The 21,828-nt window shown below is 58.7% G+C and carries 17 protein-coding genes; 5 read left to right on the forward strand and 12 right to left on the reverse strand.

All coding sequences use genetic code 11. The annotated features are described in order from the left end of the window. Positions 1-180 precede the first annotated feature (180 nt). The 6 genes from E4U03_RS10450 to E4U03_RS10475 form a co-directional block, all read right to left on the reverse strand. Entirely contained in the window at positions 181-1,461 is a 1,281-nt protein-coding gene (locus tag E4U03_RS10450; RefSeq protein WP_135013642.1) for a citrate synthase, read from the reverse strand. Between the two features lie 226 nt (positions 1,462-1,687). Beyond that, on the reverse strand, positions 1,688-2,818 hold the full coding sequence (gene dapC, locus E4U03_RS10455) for a succinyldiaminopimelate transaminase (RefSeq protein WP_135013644.1): 1,131 nt from the start codon (positions 2,816-2,818) through the stop codon (positions 1,688-1,690). A gap of 109 nt (positions 2,819-2,927) precedes the next feature. Then, positions 2,928-3,251, reverse strand: coding sequence for a ferredoxin (gene fdxA / locus E4U03_RS10460; protein ID WP_135013646.1), 324 nt, complete (start codon positions 3,249-3,251; stop codon positions 2,928-2,930). Between the two features lie 121 nt (positions 3,252-3,372). Then, positions 3,373-4,671 carry a PIG-L family deacetylase gene (locus tag E4U03_RS10465; protein WP_135013648.1) on the reverse strand — a complete coding sequence of 433 codons (1,299 nt, stop codon included), beginning with the start codon at positions 4,669-4,671 and terminating at the stop codon, positions 3,373-3,375. Between the two features lie 305 nt (positions 4,672-4,976). Beyond that, the gene (gene typA, locus E4U03_RS10470) at positions 4,977-6,890 is read right to left on the reverse strand and encodes a translational GTPase TypA (RefSeq protein WP_135013650.1); all 1,914 of its coding nucleotides are present in this window, start codon (positions 6,888-6,890) and stop codon (positions 4,977-4,979) included. A 306-nt stretch (positions 6,891-7,196) separates the two neighbouring features. After that, entirely contained in the window at positions 7,197-9,191 is a 1,995-nt protein-coding gene (locus tag E4U03_RS10475; protein WP_228066189.1) for a BCCT family transporter, read from the reverse strand. 302 nt (positions 9,192-9,493) lie between these two features. On the opposite strand from E4U03_RS10475, the gene pgi reads away from it, so the two are divergent. Beyond that, complete coding sequence (pgi, locus tag E4U03_RS10480; protein WP_135013652.1) at positions 9,494-11,173, forward strand: glucose-6-phosphate isomerase; 1,680 nt, start codon at positions 9,494-9,496, stop codon at positions 11,171-11,173. A gap of 54 nt (positions 11,174-11,227) precedes the next feature. Here the strand turns inward: pgi and E4U03_RS10485 are convergent, their stop codons facing one another. Beyond that, a complete protein-coding gene (locus tag E4U03_RS10485; protein WP_135013654.1) occupies positions 11,228-11,905 on the reverse strand; it encodes a pyroglutamyl-peptidase I in 678 nt (225 codons plus the stop codon). A gap of 34 nt (positions 11,906-11,939) precedes the next feature. Here E4U03_RS10485 and E4U03_RS10490 point away from each other — a divergent pair, with 34 nt between their 5' ends. Both E4U03_RS10490 and E4U03_RS10495 read left to right on the forward strand, forming a co-directional pair. After that, positions 11,940-12,368, forward strand: a complete 429-nt coding sequence (locus E4U03_RS10490; RefSeq protein WP_135013656.1) for a DUF805 domain-containing protein — start codon at positions 11,940-11,942, stop codon at positions 12,366-12,368. A 262-nt stretch (positions 12,369-12,630) separates the two neighbouring features. Beyond that, positions 12,631-12,909, forward strand: coding sequence for a hypothetical protein (locus E4U03_RS10495; RefSeq protein ID WP_135013658.1), 279 nt, complete (start codon positions 12,631-12,633; stop codon positions 12,907-12,909). An 80-nt stretch (positions 12,910-12,989) separates the two neighbouring features. On the opposite strand, the gene E4U03_RS10500 is transcribed toward E4U03_RS10495, so the two are convergent. Further along, complete coding sequence (locus E4U03_RS10500; RefSeq protein WP_135013660.1) at positions 12,990-14,996, reverse strand: S9 family peptidase; 2,007 nt, start codon at positions 14,994-14,996, stop codon at positions 12,990-12,992. Positions 14,997-15,019: 23 nt separating this feature from the next. After that, complete coding sequence (locus tag E4U03_RS10505; RefSeq protein WP_135013661.1) at positions 15,020-15,487, reverse strand: NUDIX hydrolase; 468 nt, start codon at positions 15,485-15,487, stop codon at positions 15,020-15,022. Between the two features lie 125 nt (positions 15,488-15,612). On the opposite strand from E4U03_RS10505, the gene E4U03_RS10510 reads away from it, so the two are divergent. Together E4U03_RS10510 and E4U03_RS10515 are read left to right on the forward strand one after the other, a co-directional pair. Then, entirely contained in the window at positions 15,613-17,835 is a 2,223-nt protein-coding gene (locus tag E4U03_RS10510; RefSeq protein WP_135013663.1) for an NADP-dependent isocitrate dehydrogenase, read from the forward strand. Between the two features lie 118 nt (positions 17,836-17,953). Further along, the gene (locus tag E4U03_RS10515) at positions 17,954-18,202 is read left to right on the forward strand and encodes a hypothetical protein (protein ID WP_135013665.1); all 249 of its coding nucleotides are present in this window, start codon (positions 17,954-17,956) and stop codon (positions 18,200-18,202) included. Positions 18,203-18,902: 700 nt separating this feature from the next. Here E4U03_RS10515 and E4U03_RS10520 read toward each other — a convergent pair. The 3 genes from E4U03_RS10520 to E4U03_RS10530 all read right to left on the reverse strand — a co-directional run bounded on the left by E4U03_RS10520 (position 18,903) and on the right by E4U03_RS10530 (position 21,816). Beyond that, on the reverse strand, positions 18,903-19,523 hold the full coding sequence (locus tag E4U03_RS10520; RefSeq protein WP_135013667.1) for a thymidine kinase: 621 nt from the start codon (positions 19,521-19,523) through the stop codon (positions 18,903-18,905). Between the two features lie 245 nt (positions 19,524-19,768). Then, a complete protein-coding gene (locus E4U03_RS10525; protein WP_135013668.1) occupies positions 19,769-21,247 on the reverse strand; it encodes an amino acid permease in 1,479 nt (492 codons plus the stop codon). Between the two features lie 113 nt (positions 21,248-21,360). After that, a complete protein-coding gene (locus tag E4U03_RS10530; protein ID WP_135013670.1) occupies positions 21,361-21,816 on the reverse strand; it encodes an OsmC family protein in 456 nt (151 codons plus the stop codon). Between the last annotated feature and the right edge of the window lie 12 nt (positions 21,817-21,828).

Consider the following 21,828-nt stretch of genomic DNA (forward strand, 5'->3'; position numbering starts at 1 on the left):
CTTGTTGGAAGAGGTGGATGAGTTGTTCTCGTTGGTGTTGGGTGAGTGAGCTTCGTGCTCGCATAGGAGATGCTCCCCATTAGTTGGTGACTGTTTTTTAGTAGTCCAACTTATGGGGAGCAGTTCATTATCTTCAAAGAGGTAAGGACGCCGGGGCTTAGTTATTTGCTGCTTAGCAGGTTAACGCTCGGGGTAGTGGCGTTCGGTTTCGCCGATATAGACCTGGCGGGGGCGACCAATCTTGCGGTCGGGGTCCTGGATGCCTTCGGTCCACTGGGCGATCCAGCCGGGGAGGCGGCCCAGGGCGAAGAGGACGGTGAACATGTGCTCAGGGAAGCCTATGGCCTTGTAGATGAGGCCGGTGTAGAAGTCTACGTTGGGGTAGAGCTTACGTTCGATGAAGTAGTCGTCGTTGAGGGCCTTCTCTTCGAGGCGCTTGGCGATATCGAGCAGTTCATTGTTGCCACCGATGGATTCGAGGATTTCGTCTGCGGTCTTCTTGACGATACGAGCGCGGGGGTCGTAGTTCTTGTAGACGCGGTGGCCGAAGCCCATGAGGCGGACGCCGTCTTCCTTGTTCTTGACCTTTTCCATGAAGTCTTCAGGGCTGATGCCGTCCTTCTGGATCTGGTTGAGCATCTTGAGCACTGCCTCGTTAGCGCCGCCGTGCAGGGGGCCGTAGAGGGCGTTGATGCCGGCTGAGACGGAGGCGAACATGTTAGCGTTTGAGGAGCCGACCAGTCGCACGGTGGAGGTGGAGCAGTTCTGCTCGTGGTCTGCGTGCAGGAGCAGCAGCAGGTCAAGGGCCTTAGCGTGTAGGGGGTTGACCTCGTACTCTTCGGTGGGGAAGCCGAAGCACATGTGCAGGAAGTTCTCGGTGTAGTTGAGCTCGTTCTTGGGGTAGATGGAGGGCTCGCCCTTGGACTTCTTGTAGGCGTAAGCTGCCAGGGTGGGCACCTTGGAGAGCAGGCGGTAGGTTGAGATTTCTACCTGACGGGGGTCGAAGGGGTCGAGGGAGTCAGAGTAGAAGGTCGACATGGCTGAGACGCTGGATGCGAGGACGGCCATGGGGTGGGCGTCGCGGGGGAAGCCTCGGAAGAAGAATTTGAAGTCTTCGTGCACCATGGTGTGGCGGCGAATCATCTGGTCGAAGTCTTCGAGCTGGGCGGGGGTGGGCAGTTCCCCGTAGATGAGCAGGTAGGCGGTTTCGATGAAGCTGGATTTTTCTGCCAGCTCTTCGATGGGGTAGCCGCGGTAGCGCAGGATGCCTGCATCACCGTCGATGTAGGTGATAGCTGACTTGGCGTTTGCGGTGTTCATGAAGCCCGGGTCGTAGGCTACCTTGCCGGTTTCTTTGAGCATGCCTGCAACTTCGAAGGCACCGTTACCTTCGGTTGCTTCTACTGCGGGCAGGGGCAGTTCTTTGCCGTCATAGCTCAGCAGCGCTTTGTTCTCAGTCATTGTGTTCCTCCTGTCATACGAGGCAACGTACGTGCTGTGTGATGAAGTGGGATTCTAAAAAAGGACGGTGCGGCTTTCGCGGGGTGGTGGAAGGCCGCACCGTGCACGTACGCACGTCATCTATGGTCTACATTACAGCAGAATAATGCGCGGGGTCACATTGGTGTGAGTTCAGAAGCTACATTACGTTCTTTAGCTGAGCTTATTTGACATTAACAGTTTTGCTTTACTCTGACAGTCGGGCAGCGGCACGGGAAATGTCGTCGTCTGAGCCGGTCAGGGCAATGCGCACATAGCCCTCACCTGCGGTTCCGTAGAAAACGCCGGGGCCAATCACGATACCCTTGTCTGCAAAGCGCTGGACGGTAGCCCAGGTATCTTCACCTGCTGTAGCCCACAGATAGAGCCCTGCCTCGGAGTGCTCGACGGTCAGGCCAAAGCCTTCTAGGGCCGGCAGCAGGGTCTCGCGGCGGGCCCGGTAGAGGTCTTTCTGGGCTTCTACGTGAGCGTCGTCTGAGAGCGCTGCGGTCATGGCAACCTGCACGGGAGCGGGCACAATCATACCGGCGTGCTTACGGGAGTTGACCAGGTTGGCCATGATCGCGGCGTCTCCCGCGATAAAAGCGCCGCGATAGCCAGCGAAGTTGGACTGCTTAGAAAGAGAGTAGGCTGCCAGCACCAGGTCCTGGCTCTCGCCGCAGACGCGGGGGTCAAGGACGGAGGGCACCGGTTTCCCGCCGCGGGCAGCGTCCCACTCCCCCCAACCCAGTTCTGCATAGCACTCGTCGGAGGCAACCACGGCACCCAGGGCACGGGCGTCCTCAACTATCTTTTTCAGCTCATCCACATCGTGCACGATGCCGGTGGGGTTGGCCGGCGAGTTAATCCATACCAGGCGGACGCGGGCACGGGTCGCCTCATCGAGCTCGTCCAGGGAGTCAGCTGCCACGGGGGTTGCGCCGGCGAGCTGGGCACCGATGTCGTAAGTGGGGTAGGCAACGGTGGGGCGGACGACCACGTCCCCCTCCCCCAGGCCCAGCAGGAAGGGGAGCCAGGCAACAAGCTCCTTTGAACCGATAGTGGGCATGACCTGGTCGGTGGTCAGCCCGGGCACGCCGCGGCGGCGGTCGAACCAGTCAACGATAGCCTGACGCAGGGTGAGGGTACCGTGGGTCGTGGGGTAGCCGTGGGCGTCGGTAGCACTGGCCAGGGCATCACGGATAACTGAGGGGGTAGGGTCAACCGGGGTTCCAATAGAAAGGTTGATGAGCCCCTCGGGGTGGGCTTCAGCGGTAGCCCGGTAGGGGGCCATGGTGTCCCAGGGGTAGTCGGGCAGGTCGAGGCCAAATTCGCGCATGGTCTGCTTTCTCTTGTGAATATGTTTGTTTTCTAGTGTAAGCCTTCGCTTAAAACTAAAGGAGCGAGTATCTCGTGAGATACTCGCTCCTTGAACCGCGTTTAGAATCTTAGTCCTGGTTCTGCGGGGGCAGGGCCGCAATCATGGGGGCGTCCTTAGCGATGACGCCCAGGCGGGCTGCGCCACCGGGTGAGCCAAGGTCGTCGAAGAAGTCGGCGTTAGCGGCGGTGTAGTCTTCCCATTCTTCGGGTACGTCGTCTTCATAGTAGATAGCTTCTACGGGGCAGACGGGCTCGCAGGCACCGCAGTCGACGCATTCGTCGGGGTGGATGTAGAGGGAGCGTTCGCCTTCGTAGATGCAGTCGACGGGGCATTCTTCGACGCAGGCGCGGTCTTTTACGTCGACGCAGGGCTGGGCGATGATGTAGGTCATGGGTGCCTTTCTGGTGGTGACGCACCGGTGCGTGGTGTGTTGGTTAACTGTGCTCTAGTGTATCTGGTCACCGGTGTGGGGGCAGATTTTTGTGATGGATGAGATAGCTTGTTGAGCCGGGTTAAGTTTTGTTGCGGCGGTACCTGGTAGCGCTCATCATGCCGAAGGTTGCGGCGGCCAGGGAGCCTAGTGCCCAGATGGTTCCGGCGGTTCCCACGGGGTTGATGGGGTTGATGTAGACCAGCATTGAGGTGCCTTTGATGAAGGCAAAGATGCCAGTGAGGACGAAGGCGGTGGCTCCGACGACGGCCGCGGCCCAGTTCTTTTCGGTGTGGATTGCTGCCCAGGTCGCAGCGAAATAGACCGTGAGCAGGCCGAGGGCAGCACCCCAGGGTACCCAGAGGGTGCTGGTGGGGTACCAGATGTGGGCGTGGTACATGGTTCCGGCAAAACCCGCGATTAGGCCGAGGGCGACGGCGGTAATGGCCGAGTTGATAGGGCCGGGAGCTTCGACGCTCTCTTCGGGGGCAGCGTCCGCTGGGGTTTCCGCTTGGGCAGTACCCCAGAGTAAGCGGTAGGTTTCGGTGGGGTTAATAGGCTGGGAGACCCCGTTTGAGTATTCGAAGGTGGTATCGCTGGTGATTACGATTTGGGTGGCGTGGGCCCGCATGGCTTCGCGCTTGTGGTCGATGCTGCCCATGATGACGGCCTGCTGGCGGGTATCGTGCGGGTTGGGGTCACCTTCGATACCCCAGAGGGCGGTGGGGGCTGAGGGGGTTCCATCCAGGGAGCGGACGGCCGCCAGCGTAGCTTCGTAGGTGCGTTTGTGGTCGGGGTGCCCGTAGCCGCCGTCCGCGTCGTAGGTGACGACGACGTCCGGCCGGATCTCGCGGATAGCGCTGGCGATTGCCTCGGCCTGGGGTTTGAGGGGCAGACGGATGAGGCAATCGTCGGCTGCGGCAGGGTTGGCGATGGCGCGTCCGTCTGACCCCCAGGTCATACCGGAATCGCGGTAGCTGGTGCGTTCGCCGGGCAGGTAGCTGGCCCCTTCGCCCAGGTAGAGGTGGTGGCGGATGCCGAGGGCTTTGAGGGAAGCCTTGAGTTCCCCGGTGCGGTACTCGCCCAGGGCGTGTCCCCGGTCGGTGTTAGCGGGGTGGGTTGCTTCGAGGTGGCGCAGGGCGGGGTCGATCACTTCGCCCATTTCGCCGCGGGTCATGGTGAGCAGGTAGACGGTGACGCCGGCGGCAGTGAGGGCGCCGATGGTGGCGCCGGTGGATGAGGCTTCGTCGTCGGGGTGGGCGTGGACGAAGAGGACGGTGACGTCTTTGGGTTTGAGGCCGTCGGGTATCAGGCTGAAGGTGGCGCTGTCGGTGATGACTTCACCGGCGACCGGGTAGTGGGGCTGGGCATCGAGTTCCATGGTGGCGGTTTTCTGCTGGGTGCTGTTTGGTTCCTAGCAATTTTAGCTTTAGTTACTGGGCTCTAGCTGGGTTTGGTCTTCTGTTTTATGATGGTGAGCGTTGGCTCACATTTATGGGGACAAGTACGGTAAAACTATGCGAGTGAGGTGAGAGGCGAGGAGGCTTTTATGAGGACAAAGCGATGGTTGCGGACGGGCGTGCTGGCGTCCGCACACTGCCTGGTAGCACCTATACTAAAGGGCCGTGGCCCGCTCCCCCGGTTGAGGAAGCGGGCCACGGCCCTGAGTTTTAGCCTAGTTTAGCCTTAGGCGCGGGCACGGCGGCGTGCTTCGCGCACACGCTCGTTAGAGTCAAGGATAACCTTGCGAATACGGATCGCTTCGGGGGTAACTTCCACGCACTCGTCCTCGCGGGCCCATTCCAGGGACTCTTCGAGGGTGAGCTTCTTGGGGGGAGTCATATTTTCGAAGTTATCTGCTGAAGCTGAGCGCATGTTGGTCAGCTTCTTTTCGCGGGTGATGTTAACTTCCATGTCGTCGGCACGTGAGTTCTCGCCGATGATCATGCCCTCGTAGACCTCTGAGGTGGGTTCGACAAAGATGGTGCCGCGTTCCTGCAGGCCGATGATGGCGTAGGGGGTGACGACACCGGCGCGGTCAGAAATCATGGAGCCGTTGGAGCGGTAGTCGATGTCGCCTGCCCAGGGCTCGTAGCCGGTGGAGTAGGACGATGAGATACCGGCACCGCGAGTTTCGGTGAGGAACTTGGTGCGGAAGCCGATCAGGCCGCGGGCGGGCACGGCGAATTCCATGCGGACCCAGCCGGTGCCGTTGTTGGCCATGTTTTCCATGCGGCCCTTACGAGCTGCCATGAGCTGGGTGACGGCGCCCAGGAATTCCTCGGGCACGTCGATGATCATGTGCTCCATGGGCTCGTGGACCTTGCCGTCAATGGTCTTGGTAACGACCTGGGGCTTGCCCACGGTCAGCTCAAAGCCTTCGCGGCGCATCTGCTCAACGAGGATTGCCAAGGCGAGTTCGCCACGGCCCTGAACTTCCCAGGCGTCCGGACGCTCGGTGGGCAGAACCTTGAGGGAGACGTTACCGATAAGTTCCTTATCGAGGCGGTCCTTCACCTGGCGGGCGGTGACCTTAGCGCCCTTGACCTTACCGGCCAGTGGTGAGGTGTTGATACCGATGGTAACGGAAATCGCGGGGTCGTCGACCTTAATCAAGGGCAGGGGCTTGGGGTACTCGGGGTCGGTGAGGGTTTCGCCGATGGTGATGTCTTCGATACCGGCAACTGCGACGATTTCACCGGGGCCAGCGGACTCAGCGGGAACACGTTCCAGGGCCTTGGTAGCCAGCAGCTCGGAGATACGAACGTTCTTGGTTTCGCCGTCCTGACGTACCCAGGCAACGGTCTGGCCCTTCTTCAGGGTGCCGTTGAAGATACGCAGCAGGGCCAGGCGGCCCAGGAAGGGTGAGGAGTCGAGGTTGGTCACGTGAGCCTGCAGCACCTCGTTGGGGTCGTAGGTGGGGGCAGGAACGTGTTCCAGGATGGTCTCGAAGAGGGGTTCGAGGTCGTCGTTATCGGGCAGGGCACCGTCAGCGGGCTGGTTCAGTGAAGCAGCGCCAGCCTTACCTGATGCGTACACGACGGGAACGTTCAGCAGAGCGTCGATATCGAGGTCGGGAACCTCATCGGCCAGGTCGCTAGCCAGGCCCAGAAGCAGGTCCATAGACTCGCCAACGACTTCGTCAATACGGGCGTCGGGGCGGTCAACCTTGTTAACAACCAGAATAACGGGCAGCTTAGCGGCTAGGGCCTTGCGCAGCACGAAACGGGTCTGGGGCAGGGGACCCTCTGAAGCGTCCACCAGCAGCACAACGCCGTCAACCATGGACAGGCCGCGCTCAACCTCGCCACCGAAGTCAGCGTGACCGGGGGTATCAATAACGTTGATGGTGATTTCTTCGCCCTTGGCTGCAGGGCCGGAGTAGAACACGGTGGTGTTCTTAGCCAAAATGGTGATGCCCTTTTCCTTTTCAAGGTCACCGGAGTCCATGACGCGGTCTTCCACGTCGGCGTGGGCGGAGAAGGCGTTGGTCTGCTTGAGCATCGCATCAACGATGGTGGTCTTGCCGTGGTCAACGTGAGCCACGATTGCCACGTTGCGAAGGTCGCTCCGTGAAGCGGTGTTCTGGGTTTCAGACATGCGGAAAGTATCTCGCTTACATGTTGGGGATAAGGACGCCGGTGCGCGGCTTACCTGCCGAATTTTCGGCACCAGCGCAGAGGGCTTTCGGTTTGATTATACCGGCGGCACCTAAACTAGCCGCTGTCTTCTGGAACACATTAGAAATTAAGGGGCTTATTCAGAACGGTTCCGCAGGCTCGCGCTCGCTGCCGACCCTCTCGCATGGTTCGCTTCGCTCACAATGCGATTCACGCCAGCCGCCGAGCCAGCAGCTTCGCTGCGAGCCTGCTACACCGCTCTTTTGAATAAGCCCCTATCTATTTCCTATTTATTCCAGGGTGTCTGCTTTACGTCCTGGGGTTTGACTACCGGAATAGATCCGGTCACCGCACGGATCTGTTCGATTGCGGCGGTATTTGCGTCGACCTGGAGAGCTACTTCGTCAACAGCTTTTTCTACGGCTTCTTCCACCTTGGCTTCGACGGCGCTTTCAACCGCGGAGTCCACAGCCTCTTCGACCTTGGCCTCAACCGCCTTGTCCGCGGCTTCTTCCAGGGCGGCTTCGAGCTGGCCGTCCAGGTGTTCGTCGAGGTGCTCCCCCACTGCTGCGGTGACGCGGTCTTCAACGCCTTCGGCAACCAGCTCGTTGACGCGGTCGTCAATCTGCTCGGCCAGGGAGGCCTCGATCTCGCGGCGGGCGTTACGACGCTGGGCGCGGACGAAGAGACGGTGCTCAACGCTCAGGGCCTTGTAGAGGGAGATACACATGAGCACGATGACCACTGAGAAGGGCAGAGCCGTCAGAATTGCCACGGTTTGAATTGCCGACAGCGATTCACTACCGCCGATGACAACTAGGGAGATAGCGGTGGCAGCTGCAACCAGTACCCAGAAGACACGAATCCAGGTCTTGGGCTCGGGTGACCCGTTAGTGGAGAGCATACCGAGTACCAGGGCGCCGGAGTCTGCTGAGGTCACGAAGAAGACGGTAATCAGCAGGACTGCACCGGCGGTCAGAATGACGCCACCGGGCAGGTTGTGGAACATCTGGAAGAGGGCATTTTCTGCAGAGACACTGCCGTCTTCGCTCACCAAGCCAGTGCCGGTGCCGAAGAGTTCCTGGTGTAGGGCAGTGCCACCGAGTACGGAGAACCAGAAGAAGGAAGTCAGAGCGGGTACCAGCAGCACACCGATCACGAACTCGCGCACGGACCGGCCCTTAGAGACGCGGGCGATGAACATGCCGACGAAGGGTGACCAGGAAATCCACCAGCCCCAGTAGAAGGTGGTCCAGGCAGCCTGGAACTGTTCACCGTCAACGCCGTAGAGGGCCAGGGTCTCGAAAGTCATGGCAACGACATTTTGCAGGTAGTTACCGATGGACCCGATGAAGTTACGGAAGAGGAAGAGGGTGGGGCCTACCACCAGCACAAAAAGGCAGACGATAGCGGCCAGAAAGAGGTTGCCGTTGGAGAGCCACTTCATGCCCTTTTCCAGGCCAGTGACCAGGGAGAAGAGAGTGATACCCATGAGCACCACGATGATGCCCACGAGCCAGCCGTTACCCTGGGCGGGGATATTCATGTAGCCCAGGCCCGCAGCAATCTGCATGACGCCAAGGCCCAGAGAGGTCGCTACACCGAAGAGGGTGCCGACCAGGGCGACAACATCGATGACGTCACCTGCTCCACCTTTAACACGGTCGCCCAGCAGGGGCTTGAGGGAGTAGCGGATGGAGAGGGGCAGCTTGAGACGGTGGGTTGCATAGGCAATGGCAAGGCCCACGATGACATAGATAGCCCAGGGGTGCAGGCCCCAGTGCAGGAAGGCCTGGCTCATCGCTGCCTGGGCAATCTCTTCCTTGGTACCGTCGCCCACGCCGGGGCGGGGGTCAACGTAGTGCATGAGGGGTTCGGTTGCCCCGTAGAAGACCAGGCCGATGCCCATACCGGCAGCGAAGAGGAAAGCGAACCAGGTGGTGAAGGGGTAGGCGGGTTCGTCATCGTCGTCGCCTAGCTTGACGTCGCCCATGCGGGAGAAGCCCAGGTAGAGGGCAAAGATAACGAAGAAAGCAACGATGGCGACGTAGTACCAGCCGAAGTAGTTAATGACGTCGGCCTGCAGGGCGTCGAAGATTTCTTTGGTGCGATGGGGGAAGGCCAGGGTAATGCCGATGAAGGCGGCCATGATGACGGCTGCGGGAATAAAAACTTTGGGGGCCAGGGAACCTTCGCGCATGTTTTCCTTGGCGGCCGCGTCGATATCCCCCTTCCGCAGGTCGGGGCCCGTGCCGGGCGGAGTTTGCTGGGTAGTAGCCATGAAAGTGTCCTTTATATCTTCTTACGTTTCGACCTAGTTGACATGCAAAAGCACCTCACGAGCTGCCGCCCGCGTCCACACTCAGTCAAGGGGCGCGGGTCCGCGCAGAGTGGTTGGGGAAGGGGCTAGAGATGCCTGCTCCACCCTAATAATAACACCACTGATAATAAGTAGGCATTCTCTTGGGATGGCTAATGCCGACAAAACCACAAAAAACCACACCGGCCAGCGGGGTCAAAAACTACCAAACCAACATAAAATAGAGGCAAGAACACCCAAATCGACAGGAAGGTAGAGCTCGTATGTCTCTCCCCGCCATCACCGACCCCGTCCAGACCAAGGCCTGGGCAGCCCTGACCGACCACCAGCAGAAGACCACCGCCGACCTGCGCGCCTGGTTCGAGGCAGACCCCGCCCGCGCCAAAAAGCTGAGCTTCACCGCCGCTGACCTCTACGTTGACCTCTCCAAGAACCTCATTACCGAAGAGACCCTGGCCCTGCTGACCCAGCTGGCCGACGAGGTCAACCTCAAGGAGCGCCGCGACGCCATGTTCGCCGGTGAGCGCATCAACGTTACCGAGAACCGCGCCGTCCTGCACACCGCCCTGCGCCGCCCCAAGGGTGCCACCCCCGCTCTCGTCGTTGATGGTCAGGACGTTGACACCGACGTCCACGAGGTCCTCGCCAAGATTTACGACTTTGCCGACCGCATCCGCTCCGGCGAGTGGGTAGGTATTACCGGCAAGCGCATCGAAACCGTTGTCAACATCGGCATCGGCGGCTCAGACCTGGGCCCCGTCATGGTCTACGAGGCCCTGAAGCCCTACGCCCAGCCCGGCCTTACTGCCCGCTTCATCTCCAACATCGACCCCACCGACGCCGCCGAGACCGTCAAGGACCTCGACCCCGAGACCACCCTTTTCATCGTTGCCTCCAAGACCTTTGGCACCCTCGAAACCCTCACCAACGCCCGCGTCTGCCGCGAATGGCTGCTAACCTCTCTGCGCGAGGCCGGTGCCCTGGACGGCAAGGACGAAAAGGACGCCGTCGCAGCCCACTTCGTCGCCGTCTCCACTGCCCTGGACAAGGTCGAGGCTTTTGGCATTGATCCCGAGAACGCTTTCGGCTTCTGGAACTGGGTAGGCGGACGCTACTCCGTCGACTCCGCCATCGGCACCCCCCTGGCCATTGTGCTCGGCCCCGAGGTCTTCGAACAGTTCCTGGCCGGCTTCCACGCCATGGACGAGCACTTCCGCACCGCACCCCTGGCAGAAAACGTTCCCGCCCTCATGGGTCTACTGAACATCTGGAACGTCAACTTCCTGGGCGCCGAAACCCACGCCGTCCTCCCCTACGACCAGTACCTGCACCGCTTCCCCGCCTACCTGCAGCAGCTGACCATGGAATCCAACGGCAAGTCCGTGCGCGCCGACGGCAAGCCCGTCACCACCGCCACCGGTGAAGTCTTCTGGGGCGAGCCCGGCACCAACGGCCAGCACGCCTTCTACCAGCTGATCCACCAGGGCACCCGCCTGATTCCCGCCGACTTCATCGCCTTTGCCAACCCGGTTCACGCAACCCGCGACGGTGAGCAGGACGTCCACGAGCTCTTCTTGGCCAACTTCTTCGCCCAGACCAAGGCCCTGGCCTTTGGCAAGACCGCCGATGAGGTCCGCGCCGAGGGCACCGCCGAAGAAATCGTTCCGGCTCGCGTCTTCTCAGGCAACCGCCCCACCACTTCCATCATGGCCTCCCAGCTGACCCCCGCCGTCCTGGGCCAGCTCATCGCCCTCTACGAACACATCACCTTCGTTCAGGGTATTGTCTGGGGTATCGACTCCTTCGACCAGTGGGGCGTTGAGCTCGGTAAGCAGCTCGCCCTACAGCTGGCTCCCGCCGTGGGCGGCGACCACGAGGTTCTGGCTCAGCAGGATTCCTCAACCCAGGGCCTGATTGGTTTCTACCTGGATCAGCGCAAGTGAGCCTGAGCTAACGAATAAGAGCCCGGTAACTTCATAAGTTACCGGGGTCTTGCGTTAAAGCTGGGTGAGCGTGGTAAGTACGGCCTGCTCGATAATTCCGATGACCTGAGACTCAGGCAGGGTAGACAGGCTTTTCCCCTCGACTCCGCCGGCGTCCGCACTGGCCGTGACCTGCGGACGCTCGGGCGCGGCGTCCGCTCCCCCACCAGCTTCTACATGTGTGAGGGGAATATGGATGAAGCCCGCCGGTATTGCCCCTTTGGTTGCATGCATGAGCTCGTAAAATACATGGTTACAGACAAAGGTTCCGGCAGTATATGACAGTTCCACGGGCAGCTGCTGAGAGCTAAACTCTTCAAAAATTGCTCGGGTAGGCAGAGTAGAGAAGTAGGCATTGGGGCCGTCACTGCGGATGGGCTGGTCGATGAGCTGGGCACCAGCATTATCTGGAATGCGGGCAGAGTCGAGATTGATGGCAACTCGTTCCAGGCTGACCTTATCGCGGCCAGCCGCAACACCAAGACTTATGGCTAGCTCAGGTTTGATGCGCTCCAAGAGCTTACCCAGCGCCCGGCTTGATTCGGCGAACTCCACCGGCAGTTCGTGAACCTCAACAGTGAGATGTGGAGCCGAGATCACCAGGGCTTTCTGTGCCCCAAGTGCTACTGCCTGGCTGGGGTTGATGGGCACCCCTTCAAAGGGGCCGAAATAGGTCAGCAGAAGGGTGGTCATCGTCGACTCCTGCGGTTTAGGTATTCTTGAGGGTATGTCTGAGCACAAGCCTACCCGCTATATTCACAGCGAAGAACCCCGGGAAGATACCCCCGAAGCCCTCAACCTCGATGGGTTCGACGATGAGGAGCACCCGGACGAGCTTCGCGACCCGGCCGTGGCCCAGCAGGTAGGCTTTGCGGGGGCTGTACGCCTCTTTTACCGGCACTACTGGAATAGTAAAGGCCATGCATCAGCCAGCGAATTCTGGTGGGCAATAGTTTATTTAGTAGTGGGCACCGTTTTATATTTTGGAGCCACCATTTGGCTTAACTATCTCACGCTCGCCGAAAATGCCTCATCACTTTTACGCACTGTATTTATGTTGCTCGTTATAACAAACCCCCTATGGGTTGTTGTTAATATTGGCCCCACAGTATCGCTTGTTAAACGCAGGCTGAACTCTCGACACACAGCAGAATAAATGGGTAGATAAGTACAGGGTTATTTCAAATTTTGTTTATATTAAGTCCATTGCAGAGTCAAACAACTTTCGAATATGTTATAAATCCTAGTCATAGCTTGACGCCGCTAAACATGTAAGATTTTTTCGAACATCTTGGTAGATTTAATAGTGAATTACAGATACTCGCAGAGAGTTAGCCATACGATTCCTGGGAGTAAAGCTCACAGTTGAGCTTTTTGTAGACGAAGGCTCTGCCTAGATCTCTCCCGTTACCGGCGATATGGACGGTTACACTTGGGTCGCCGAGAACCTCAACCCCCTGGTAACCGATAAGGGTGAAGGTGTAACCCACGAGCTGCCTTTCCTCCCCGTTGACGGCTCCACCTGGATAGACGCCCCCCTCATCATCGATAAGGGCGAGAGCGTCAAGGCTGAAGAGAAGCCGACTATTGACCCCGCAACCGTAGTTACCACCTCTACCGAGACCAAAGCTGAGGCAACCAAGGCTGAGACCGCAAAGACCGAGGCAGCCAAGAAGCCTGACTTAGGTAAGAGCTAAAACGCCTAGCAAAAGGGCACCTACCCCGTTACGGGGTAGGTGCCCTTTACCATGCGGGCAGCTCAGGGCAGGCAGAGAGCCTAGCCCAGAATTTCAGGAGTCTTGAACTCTTGGCCCAGGAGGTGCTGGTCTAGCCAGGCTGTAAAGACCTGGTACCAGAGGCGGGAGTTGCTGGGCTTCAGGATCCAGTGCCCTTCATCGGGGAAGTAGAGGTACTTGTGGCCTAGTTCCGGGGAGTAGCGCTGTAGGTCAGCCCAGAGATGGTGGGCCTGACCGATGGGTACACGGTAGTCCTTATCACCGTGAATTACCAACATAGGAGCCTCGATATCGGCAGCACGATGACGGGGTGAGATACTGTCGCCCTCTCCCCCGAACTCGACCTTCCATTCGTGCCAAGCACCGTTATCTGAAAGGTAGTACATGGTGTTGTAGTCCCAGATTGAGGCATGAGTGACGTAACACTTAAAGCGGGTGCCCGCGCGTCCTGCCACCCAGTTGGTCATAAACCCGCCGTAGGAGCCGCCCGAGAAGGCTACGTTATCGCCCTGGATATCGTCGCGGGCAGAGACCTCTTCAACCACCTGCATAATGTCAGTGTAGGGGGTGCCACCCAGGTCGTCGCCGCCGCGGTCGAGCATGTGCTGGCCATAGCCGGTGGAAATCGCGGGGTCGGGCATGAGCACAGCGTAGCCAGCTTCGGTGAAGGCCCAGGGGTTCCAGCGGTAGGTCCAGGAGTTCCAGGACCCCCAGGGGCCGCCATGCGCAAAGACGAGCAGGGGAAGGGGGCCGTCCGCCTCCTTTTCAGGCAGGGCGAGGAAGGAGGTGAACTCGGTGCCGTCAGCTGCGGTGGATCTCAGTCGCTCAAAGCGGCCCGGGGCGCGCAGCTCTTCGACCGGCGAAGCCAGGCGGGTCACGTCGCCGGTTTCGATATCGACGCGGACGGGGTAGGCCGAGTGCTGGTGGGCATCGCGCAGGGCAATGAGGGCCCCTTCGTTGTAGGCCAGGGCTGAGAAGTGGCTGGCGCCGTCCTCAACCAGTGCGCGGGTAGCACCACCGTCGATTCTGCCAATGTAGATGGCGGTAGCCCCCAGATGGTCGGTGACGAAGGCGTAGCGGGTACTATCAATCCACACGATGTCGCCAGCCCAGCGGTCGACGTCGCGGGAGAGCTCGGTCAGCTGGCCGGTCTCGAAGCTGTAGTGGCTGGCGTTGACCTTGATGGACTGGCCGGGCAGCCAACGGCGCACCTCGATGATAGCCAGGCCGCTGCCGTCCGGGGTGAAGGCACCTGCTGAGTAGTCATGGGTTTCGGTCGCTTCGGCCAGCAGCTGGGGTTCTTTCTCGCCGTTGAGGTCAAGCAGCCAGGTGCTGTAGCGCTGGTGAATGCCGCGGGCCTTGGTATGCAGGGTGATAGCGGCGCGGTCGCCGGTGGGGCAGACTTCGAAGCCCGCCAGCTCTGAACGGTCGCCAGGCAGGGCGATACGGCGGGGTTCGCCGCCCCCGTCCTTAACGTAGAGGACGCGGACGCCGGTACCCAGGTCGTGGTCCCAGAAGCGGGTGGGGAATTCGGTGTAGAGCACGCCGGAGGTGGCGGTTTTCTCGCGTTCGTCGAGGGTCTTAGCCTGCTCTTCGAGGCTACCCCGGTGGGCTTTGGCGCTGTAGATGTAGCGGGTGGTTTCACCGCGCTGGCGTACTGCGAGGGCGTCTACGCCGCCGGGGTGGGTGAAGATGAGTTCGGGTTCGCCGTGCTCAGGTAGGCGGTAGACGCCTTTGAGGCTCTTGGAGTCGGCTTCGTCGACGTCCTTGCCCAGGGTCAGGTAGATGTGCCCCTCATCGGTAATGGTCAGGACGGAGGCGCCCGACTCGGGTGCCGTCAGCGGGTAGGACTTGCCCTCCTGCCCTGCAGGAAGGGCCCAGAGGCGGGGGCGCCACTTTGCGCTGTCCTTGTTGAGGGTGTTGACGGTGAGCACGGGCGCGCCTGTGCGGCCTGCCGCCAAGCCGACCATGCGGGGGTGTTCGATGAGCTGCTTGAGGTAGGCAGCGTTTTTCTGCTGATCTTTTTCTTGGAGTGTGGTGTCAGTCATAGGCTCTACGGTATCACCAGCACCTACCGGGGCGGTAGCGCCTCCGCGTCCTCAAAATCATCGCCGGTGAGAAGCGGGAAAATATGCTGAGTATTCAGCGGAGCCTGGTTGCTGTGGTCATCGCATGCAGGGTCGGGGTGAACCCACCGGAGTTCCTCAATCTCAGCGCTGGGCGCAGCCTGGTCTAAATCAGCAACGCCCACGGCGGTTACCAAAAGATAAACATGGGCGCGGACGGTTCGCCCCGCTTCATTGAGGGCAGCCGCCTGGTAGGTACCCAGATTCATCAAGGAATAGCTATCGAGAACAAGGCCCAGTTCTTCGGTAGCTTCGCGACGGGCGGTTTCTTCGGCGGTTTCACCTGGCTCAGGTTTACCGCCAGGAAGCATGAACCCGGTGGTGCCGCGTTTGCGGACAGTGAGGACCTCACCCAAGGAATTACGAATGACAAGTGCAGAAACAACAATCGGGGCTGAAGTATCGGTGCTCATATCAGTAACCCTATCTCAGTAGTTGAGTCATGTTGTCACACAGGCTCTCTTATTTAGTGAGCGCAGGCACATCGTTGTATTCTTGGAAATGAAACTGCCCACAAGCGACAAGGGAGACGCCCTTCATGGCAAAGATTATCTACACCCACACCGATGAGGCTCCGCTGCTGGCGACCTACTCCTTCCTGCCCATTCTTGAGGCTTACGCTTCAACCGCCGGTGTTGAGGTAGAAACCCGCGATATTTCACTTTCGGGCCGCATTCTGGCCCAGTTCAGCGATATTCTCCCTGCAGAGCAGCAGGTAGCGGACGCCCTGACCGAGCTGGGCGAGCTGGCCAAGACCCCCGAAGCTAACATCATCAAGCTGCCTAACATCTCGGCGTCCGTGCCCCAGCTCAAGACCGCTATCGCTGAGCTGCAGAAAAAGGGCTTTGCGATCCCCGACTACCCCGATGAGGTTGTGACCGAGCAGGATAAGGACGTCCGCGCCCGCTACGACCGCGTCAAGGGCTCAGCCGTGAACCCGGTTCTGCGCGAGGGCAACTCAGACCGCCGCGCCCCTCTATCTGTTAAGAACTACGCCCGCAAGAACCCCCACTCCATGGGTGCCTGGTCAGCAGATTCCAAGACCAATGTCGCAACCATGGGCCACGACGACTTCTTCTCTAACGAGAAGTCCGTGATTATTGAGGCTGACGACACCCTGAAGATCCAGCACGTCGGTACCGATGGAACCGTGACCATTCTCAAGGAATCTGTGCCCGTGCTGGCTGGCGAAATCGTCGACGGCACCTACATGAATGTAGCTGAACTCGATAAGTTCCTGGCTGAGCAGGTTGCCCGTGCCAAGGCTGAGGGTGTGCTCTTCTCAGTACATCTGAAGGCCACCATGATGAAGGTTTCTGACCCCATCCTCTTCGGCCGCGTCGTGCGCGCCTACTTCTCCGAGCTTTTTGAGACCTACGGTGAGCAGTTGGACGCCGCTGGCCTGAACGGTAACAACGGCCTGGCCGCTATCATCTCCGGCATTGATACCCTGCCCGAGGATATCCGTGAGGACGTCCGCGAGCTCATCCACAAGGGTCTGCAGGAAGGCCCCGAGCTGGCCTACGTCAACTCTGACAAGGGCATCACCAACCTGCACGTTCCCTCAGACGTCATTGTGGACGCTTCCATGCCCGCGATGATTCGTACCTCCGGTCAGATGTGGGGCGAGTCAGGCCAGCAGGCTGACACCCTGGCCGTCCTCCCCGATTCCTCCTACGCTGGTGTCTACCAGACCGTCATCGAGGACTGCCGCGCCAACGGCGCCTACGACCCCACCACCATGGGCACCGTGCCCAACGTGGGCCTGATGGCCCAGAAGGCTGAGGAATACGGTTCACACGACAAGACCTTCCAGCTTGAAGCGGACGGCAAGGTTCAGGTGGTGAACTCTGCAGGGGATGTGCTCATTGAACACGGGGTTTCTGCCGGTGATATCTGGCGCGCCTGCCAGACCAAGGACATCCCCGTTCAGGACTGGATTAAGCTGGCTGTCGCCCGCGCCCGCGACTCTAAGACCCCCGCTGTCTTCTGGCTCGATAAGAACCGTGCCCACGACGCTAACCTGATTACCAAGGTCGAGAAGTACCTGCCCGAGCACGATACCGAGGGCCTTGATATTCGTATTCTGGCTCCCGCTGAGGCAACCCAGTTCTCGGTTGACCGCATTCGCAAGGGTGAGGACACCATTTCGGTCACCGGTAACGTGCTGCGTGACTATCTGACCGACCTCTTCCCCATCCTGGAGCTGGGTACCTCAGCCAAGATGCTGTCCATTGTTCCTCTGATTAACGGTGGTGGCCTCTTTGAGACCGGTGCTGGTGGTTCTGCCCCCAAGCATGTTCAGCAGGTTCTGGAAGAGAACCACCTGCGCTGGGATTCCCTGGGTGAGTTCCTGGCCCTGGCTGCTTCCTTTGAGCACCTGGCGAAGACCACCGGCAATGCTTCTGCCCAGGTTCTGGCTGACACCCTGGATAAGGCGACCGGTACTTTCTTGAACGAGAACAAGTCCCCTTCCCGCCGTGTGGGCGAGATTGATAACCGCGGTTCGCACTTCTACCTTGCTAAGTTCTGGGCTGAGGAGCTGGCTGCTCAGGGTGAGGACGTCGACCTGGCGGCTAAGTTCGCCCCGGTGGCTGAGGCTCTGGCTGCGAATGAGGAGAAGATTGTGGCTGAGCTGCTGGACGCCCAGGGCTCCCCCGCCGACCTCGGCGGCTATTACAAGCCTGAGGACGCCAAGGCATCAGCGGTGATGCGCCCGAGCGCTACGCTGAATGATGTGGTGGATGGGCTAAAGAAATAATAAAGAAATAGTATTCCTAGGGGCTTCATCTCGAGGCCCCTAGGAATTATAAAATTACTAATTCAAAAATATTTACACAAATAATAGGTATCTATCTTTAGGAAATAAAATATGAAAAATGAGGAAAAATGGTATAAAAACTTGGGTTAAAGCGAGTGCAGGCATTTCAGCTGCCATAGTTTTCCCCGGGGGACTGATTGCAATCCTAACAGATGGACCAGATGTCATTCAAAATTTTTTTCCAAAATCAGACGAGATGATTATAGAAAATTTTATTAGCAAACCAGAATTTTCTTTTTGCGGTGTAATTGGAGCAACTGATAACAGAAATGATTTGGATGGAAAATCCCTGGAAGAAGTAAAGTAAATAGCAGGGAATAAACTTGAAAACTTTACCGCCACTGGTGGCTATGTAGACTTTATCATGGGAGGCGAAGGTTCGTACACAATAAGAAATATTTATATCGATAAAATCCGCCCTCTAGATTCTGAAGATGTATCTTTCATAGAAGCAAGCCTAGGATGCGGTGCCGCTGGATACAATAAGCTCTATGCTTCTTTTAACCTTGATCAACAAACAATAAAATTCACTGACGACACCTCCCCATCCAACTCAAAGCTCACTAATTTCATCCCCCGATTGCAATTTCGGAAGGAACAAACGCCCAGGTTGCATTGACATTTAAATCGCGCAGCAGTAGCAAAATGTTTGACTTAATCATCGAATATATTGATAACAGATCAAGTAAGACTCATACTTTAGGTAAAAACTTAATCAACGCAAAGCTAAATCAAATAAGCCAGGTATTCTTTGAGCGGCTGGGGGAGCTTAGAACGCTACTAGACCAGTACTCACAGAAGCGTTCAAAGAATCCTGAACATAAGGCTCCGTCGGCGAGTCGACCTGCGATTCCACTGCACAATCAGCTACAGAAAAAGTGAATACTGACAGCAGTAGATAAGAGCGAAGCTTCATTGTTCCTCCTTGAAGACGACTCAAAATGAGAATACTTATTGATAAGTTGCTCTTCAAGAGAAACAGGTGTAGACGCTATACAAAACAGGAGCTACTGATAGAGCTTCCCACCCGATTCCTCCAGGTAGCAGGTGGGGCAGAGCGACTCGTAGCCCACATGCACGCCGTCAATAGCCACCTGGTCACCGGCAAAAACAAACTTTCCATCAACGGTACGGCCGTTAAAGAGCGCCTTGCGACCGCACCGGCAAATGGTCTTCAGTTCCTCAAGGGTATGGGCAATCTCCAGCAGGCGGGCAGAACCCGGGAAAGCCCGCGTCCTAAAATCCGTACGAATGCCGTAACACATCACCGGCACATTCTCTACCACCGCAATCCGCATCAGGTCATCCACCTGATCAGCAGTCAGAAACTGGGCCTCATCCACCAGCAGGCAAGAGACAGGCAGGTGCCAGTGCATGCGGTTATCATCGGCATTGGGCTCAGCAGCAGCGTGGAAGAGCTCGCGTACCGAGTCGTCCGACCCCACCAAAAAATCAGCCTGGCGGGTCACGCCCAGGCGGGACACAATCTCAGTATCGCCCTTGGTATCAACCTGCGGCTTAGCCAGCAGTACGCGTTGGCCTCGCTCCTCATAGTTATGGGCAGCCTGCAGTAGCGCAGTTGACTTACCCGAATTCATGGCACCAAAACGGAAATAGAGCTTAGCCACGCGGCCACACCTTTCAACCCAGAATACTTACAAGAGAACAAAACCAAACCACACCATTCTAGCCCGGTGCGCTCCCCCGCTCACAGGCGTCCGCGTCCTGACCAGACGACTTTGTACCACGTAGTGTTCAGAAATCGGTCTCAAAGTGGGCAGGGGCTGGTACAAACCGGAGTCAAAAGCAACGAGATACACGAAAGGGGAGGGCCCCGGAAAACCCCAGTGCCCTCCCCTATCTTGCGCAAGACTTACTTGCCTGAGACCTCGATACCTGAGACGTCGACGTCCTTGAGCGGGATAGTCTTTGAACCGGTCACCAGCTTATGCACCAGCCACACACCAATAATGATGGGCAGGCCGATGTAGGCCGAGACAACCTCGAACCAGTGGCCAGCGAAGATAGCGTTGTAGTTCTGGCCGGCAATCACCAGCAGGCACATCAGCAGCGCAACGATGGGGCCAATCGGGAAGAGAGGGGCCTTGTAGGGCAAATCATTAACATCGTTCCCCTGGGCAACGTAGGCGCGGCGGAAGCGGTAGTGGCAAATCGCCACGCCCACCCAGGTGATGAAGCCCGACAGGCCGGAGATGTTAATCAGCCAGGTGTAGGCAGAGCCCTCGCCCACCACGGCAGAGACGAAGCCGAAGAGGCCGATAGCGGCGGTCATGAGTAGGGCGGGCATGGGAATGCCGCGGGAGTTCACGCGGGCAAAAATCTTAGGGGCACGCCCCTCAAGAGCCAGGGCGTAAAGCATACGGGATGAAACGTAGAGGCCCGAGTTACCGGCAGAGAGAATCGCGGTCAGAATGACGGCGTTCATCACCGAAGCAGCAAAAGCAACGCCCACGTTCTCGAAGACCATGGTAAAGGGTGAGTAGGCGATGTCGGTGGCGTCCGCCCGCAGCAGGTTGGGGCTGGTGTAGGGAATCAGGGTACCGATGATAGCGATAGCACCGATGTAGAAGAGCATAATACGCCAGAACACGCTCTTGAGGGCGCGGGGCACGTCGCGGCGGGGGTTCTCAGACTCGCCAGCGGCCACACCGATCATCTCGGTGCCCTGGAAGGAGAAACCGGCGACCATGAAGATAGCCAGGATAGAGAGGAAGCCGCCCTTGAAGGGTGCTTCGCCGTCGGTCCAGTTAGCGAAACCGTTGTCATGGTTGCCCAGGATGCCGAAAATCATGGCGATGCCGGCAACCAGGAAGACGATAACGGTGACCACCTTGATGGTAGCCAGCCAGAACTCTGATTCACCGTAGGAGCGGGCCGAAAGCACGTTGATACCCAGGATGATGGCCAGGAAGACGCCTGCCCAGACCCAGCCGGGAACGTCCGGGAGCCAGTAGGACATAATGACGCCAGCAGCCACCAGTTCAGCAGCCACGGTAATGGCCCAGTTGAACCAGTAGTTCCAGCCCATGGCGAAGCCGAAGGAGTCTGAGACGTAGCGGGAGGCGAAGGTCTGGAAGGAACCTGCAACGGGCAGGTTAGCTGCCATTTCGCCCAGGGACTGCATGAGGAGCAGCACCATGATGCCGATGAGGGCGTAGGCCAGCAGGGCGCCTCCGGGGCCTGCCTCTGCGATGGTGGAGCCGGACGCGACGAACAGGCCGGTGCCGATGGCGCCGCCGATGGCGATCATGGAGAGGTGGCGGCTGGCGAGGCCGCGCTTGAGCTCTTCTTTGGTCTGCCCGGTGGGTGCAGACTGCGCTTCAGTAGACATAGTGTGCTGCTACTTTCGGTGGTAATGAGCCCCCAACAGTTTTGCTTAGGGGGCATAAGACAAACTTTAGATTACCACCGCGAGCGCCCTGCGCCCCGGGTGGGCAGCGTGATTTAGCTCTGCTTATCTTCGTTGATGAAGGTGACGGACGCACCGTGTTCAACGGTGCGGGAGACGGTGCAGTCTTTTTCGACGGAGAGTTTGATCAGGCGGTCAACCATGGAGCGGGCTTTTTCGCCTTCTTCGGTGGCGGGGAAGCGCACGTTGAAGCTGACTTCGATGTCGTCGAGGCTCACGGCCTTGTTCTCGTCGACCTTGCGCAAGCCCGAGGAGTGTACGGTGAAGGTTTCGGGTTCTGATTTGCGGCTGGTGACCACGTCGACGTCAATGGCGGAGCAGCCAGCGATAGCAGCTAGGAGCAGTTCGACGGGGGTGAGCAGGCCTTCGCCCTGGCCGAAGTCGAGTATGTCGCCCTTGGCGTTGGTGGCGCGGTAGTGGCGGGAGGCGACCCGCTCGACGGTCACGGCGCGGTAGTTGGGGTCTTCGGTGCGGGTGGTCTTGTCGGTCATGGTTCTTCCTTC

It is taken from the genome of Rothia nasimurium (assembly GCF_004569295.1).
GTDB classification, from domain to species: Bacteria; Actinomycetota; Actinomycetes; order Actinomycetales; family Micrococcaceae; genus Rothia; species Rothia nasimurium_B.

Coding starts and splice junctions, on each gene's coding strand:
- E4U03_RS10450 (WP_135013642.1), bottom strand. CDS start 1,461: ATGACTGAGAACAAAGCGCTGCTGAGCTATGACGGCAAAGAACTGCCC.
- dapC (WP_135013644.1), bottom strand. CDS start 2,818: ATGCGCGAATTTGGCCTCGACCTGCCCGACTACCCCTGGGACACCATG.
- fdxA (WP_135013646.1), bottom strand. CDS start 3,251: ATGACCTACATCATCGCCCAGCCCTGCGTCGACGTAAAAGACCGCGCC.
- E4U03_RS10465 (WP_135013648.1), bottom strand. CDS start 4,671: ATGGAACTCGATGCCCAGCCCCACTACCCGGTCGCCGGTGAAGTCATC.
- typA (WP_135013650.1), bottom strand. CDS start 6,890: ATGTCTGAAACCCAGAACACCGCTTCACGGAGCGACCTTCGCAACGTG.
- E4U03_RS10475 (WP_228066189.1), bottom strand. CDS start 9,191: ATGGCTACTACCCAGCAAACTCCGCCCGGCACGGGCCCCGACCTGCGG.
- pgi (WP_135013652.1), top strand. CDS start 9,494: ATGTCTCTCCCCGCCATCACCGACCCCGTCCAGACCAAGGCCTGGGCA.
- E4U03_RS10485 (WP_135013654.1), bottom strand. CDS start 11,905: ATGACCACCCTTCTGCTGACCTATTTCGGCCCCTTTGAAGGGGTGCCC.
- E4U03_RS10490 (WP_135013656.1), top strand. CDS start 11,940: ATGTCTGAGCACAAGCCTACCCGCTATATTCACAGCGAAGAACCCCGG.
- E4U03_RS10495 (WP_135013658.1), top strand. CDS start 12,631: ATGGACGGTTACACTTGGGTCGCCGAGAACCTCAACCCCCTGGTAACC.
- E4U03_RS10500 (WP_135013660.1), bottom strand. CDS start 14,996: ATGACTGACACCACACTCCAAGAAAAAGATCAGCAGAAAAACGCTGCC.
- E4U03_RS10505 (WP_135013661.1), bottom strand. CDS start 15,487: ATGAGCACCGATACTTCAGCCCCGATTGTTGTTTCTGCACTTGTCATT.
- E4U03_RS10510 (WP_135013663.1), top strand. CDS start 15,613: ATGGCAAAGATTATCTACACCCACACCGATGAGGCTCCGCTGCTGGCG.
- E4U03_RS10515 (WP_135013665.1), top strand. CDS start 17,954: ATGAGGAAAAATGGTATAAAAACTTGGGTTAAAGCGAGTGCAGGCATT.
- E4U03_RS10525 (WP_135013668.1), bottom strand. CDS start 21,247: ATGTCTACTGAAGCGCAGTCTGCACCCACCGGGCAGACCAAAGAAGAG.
- E4U03_RS10530 (WP_135013670.1), bottom strand. CDS start 21,816: ATGACCGACAAGACCACCCGCACCGAAGACCCCAACTACCGCGCCGTG.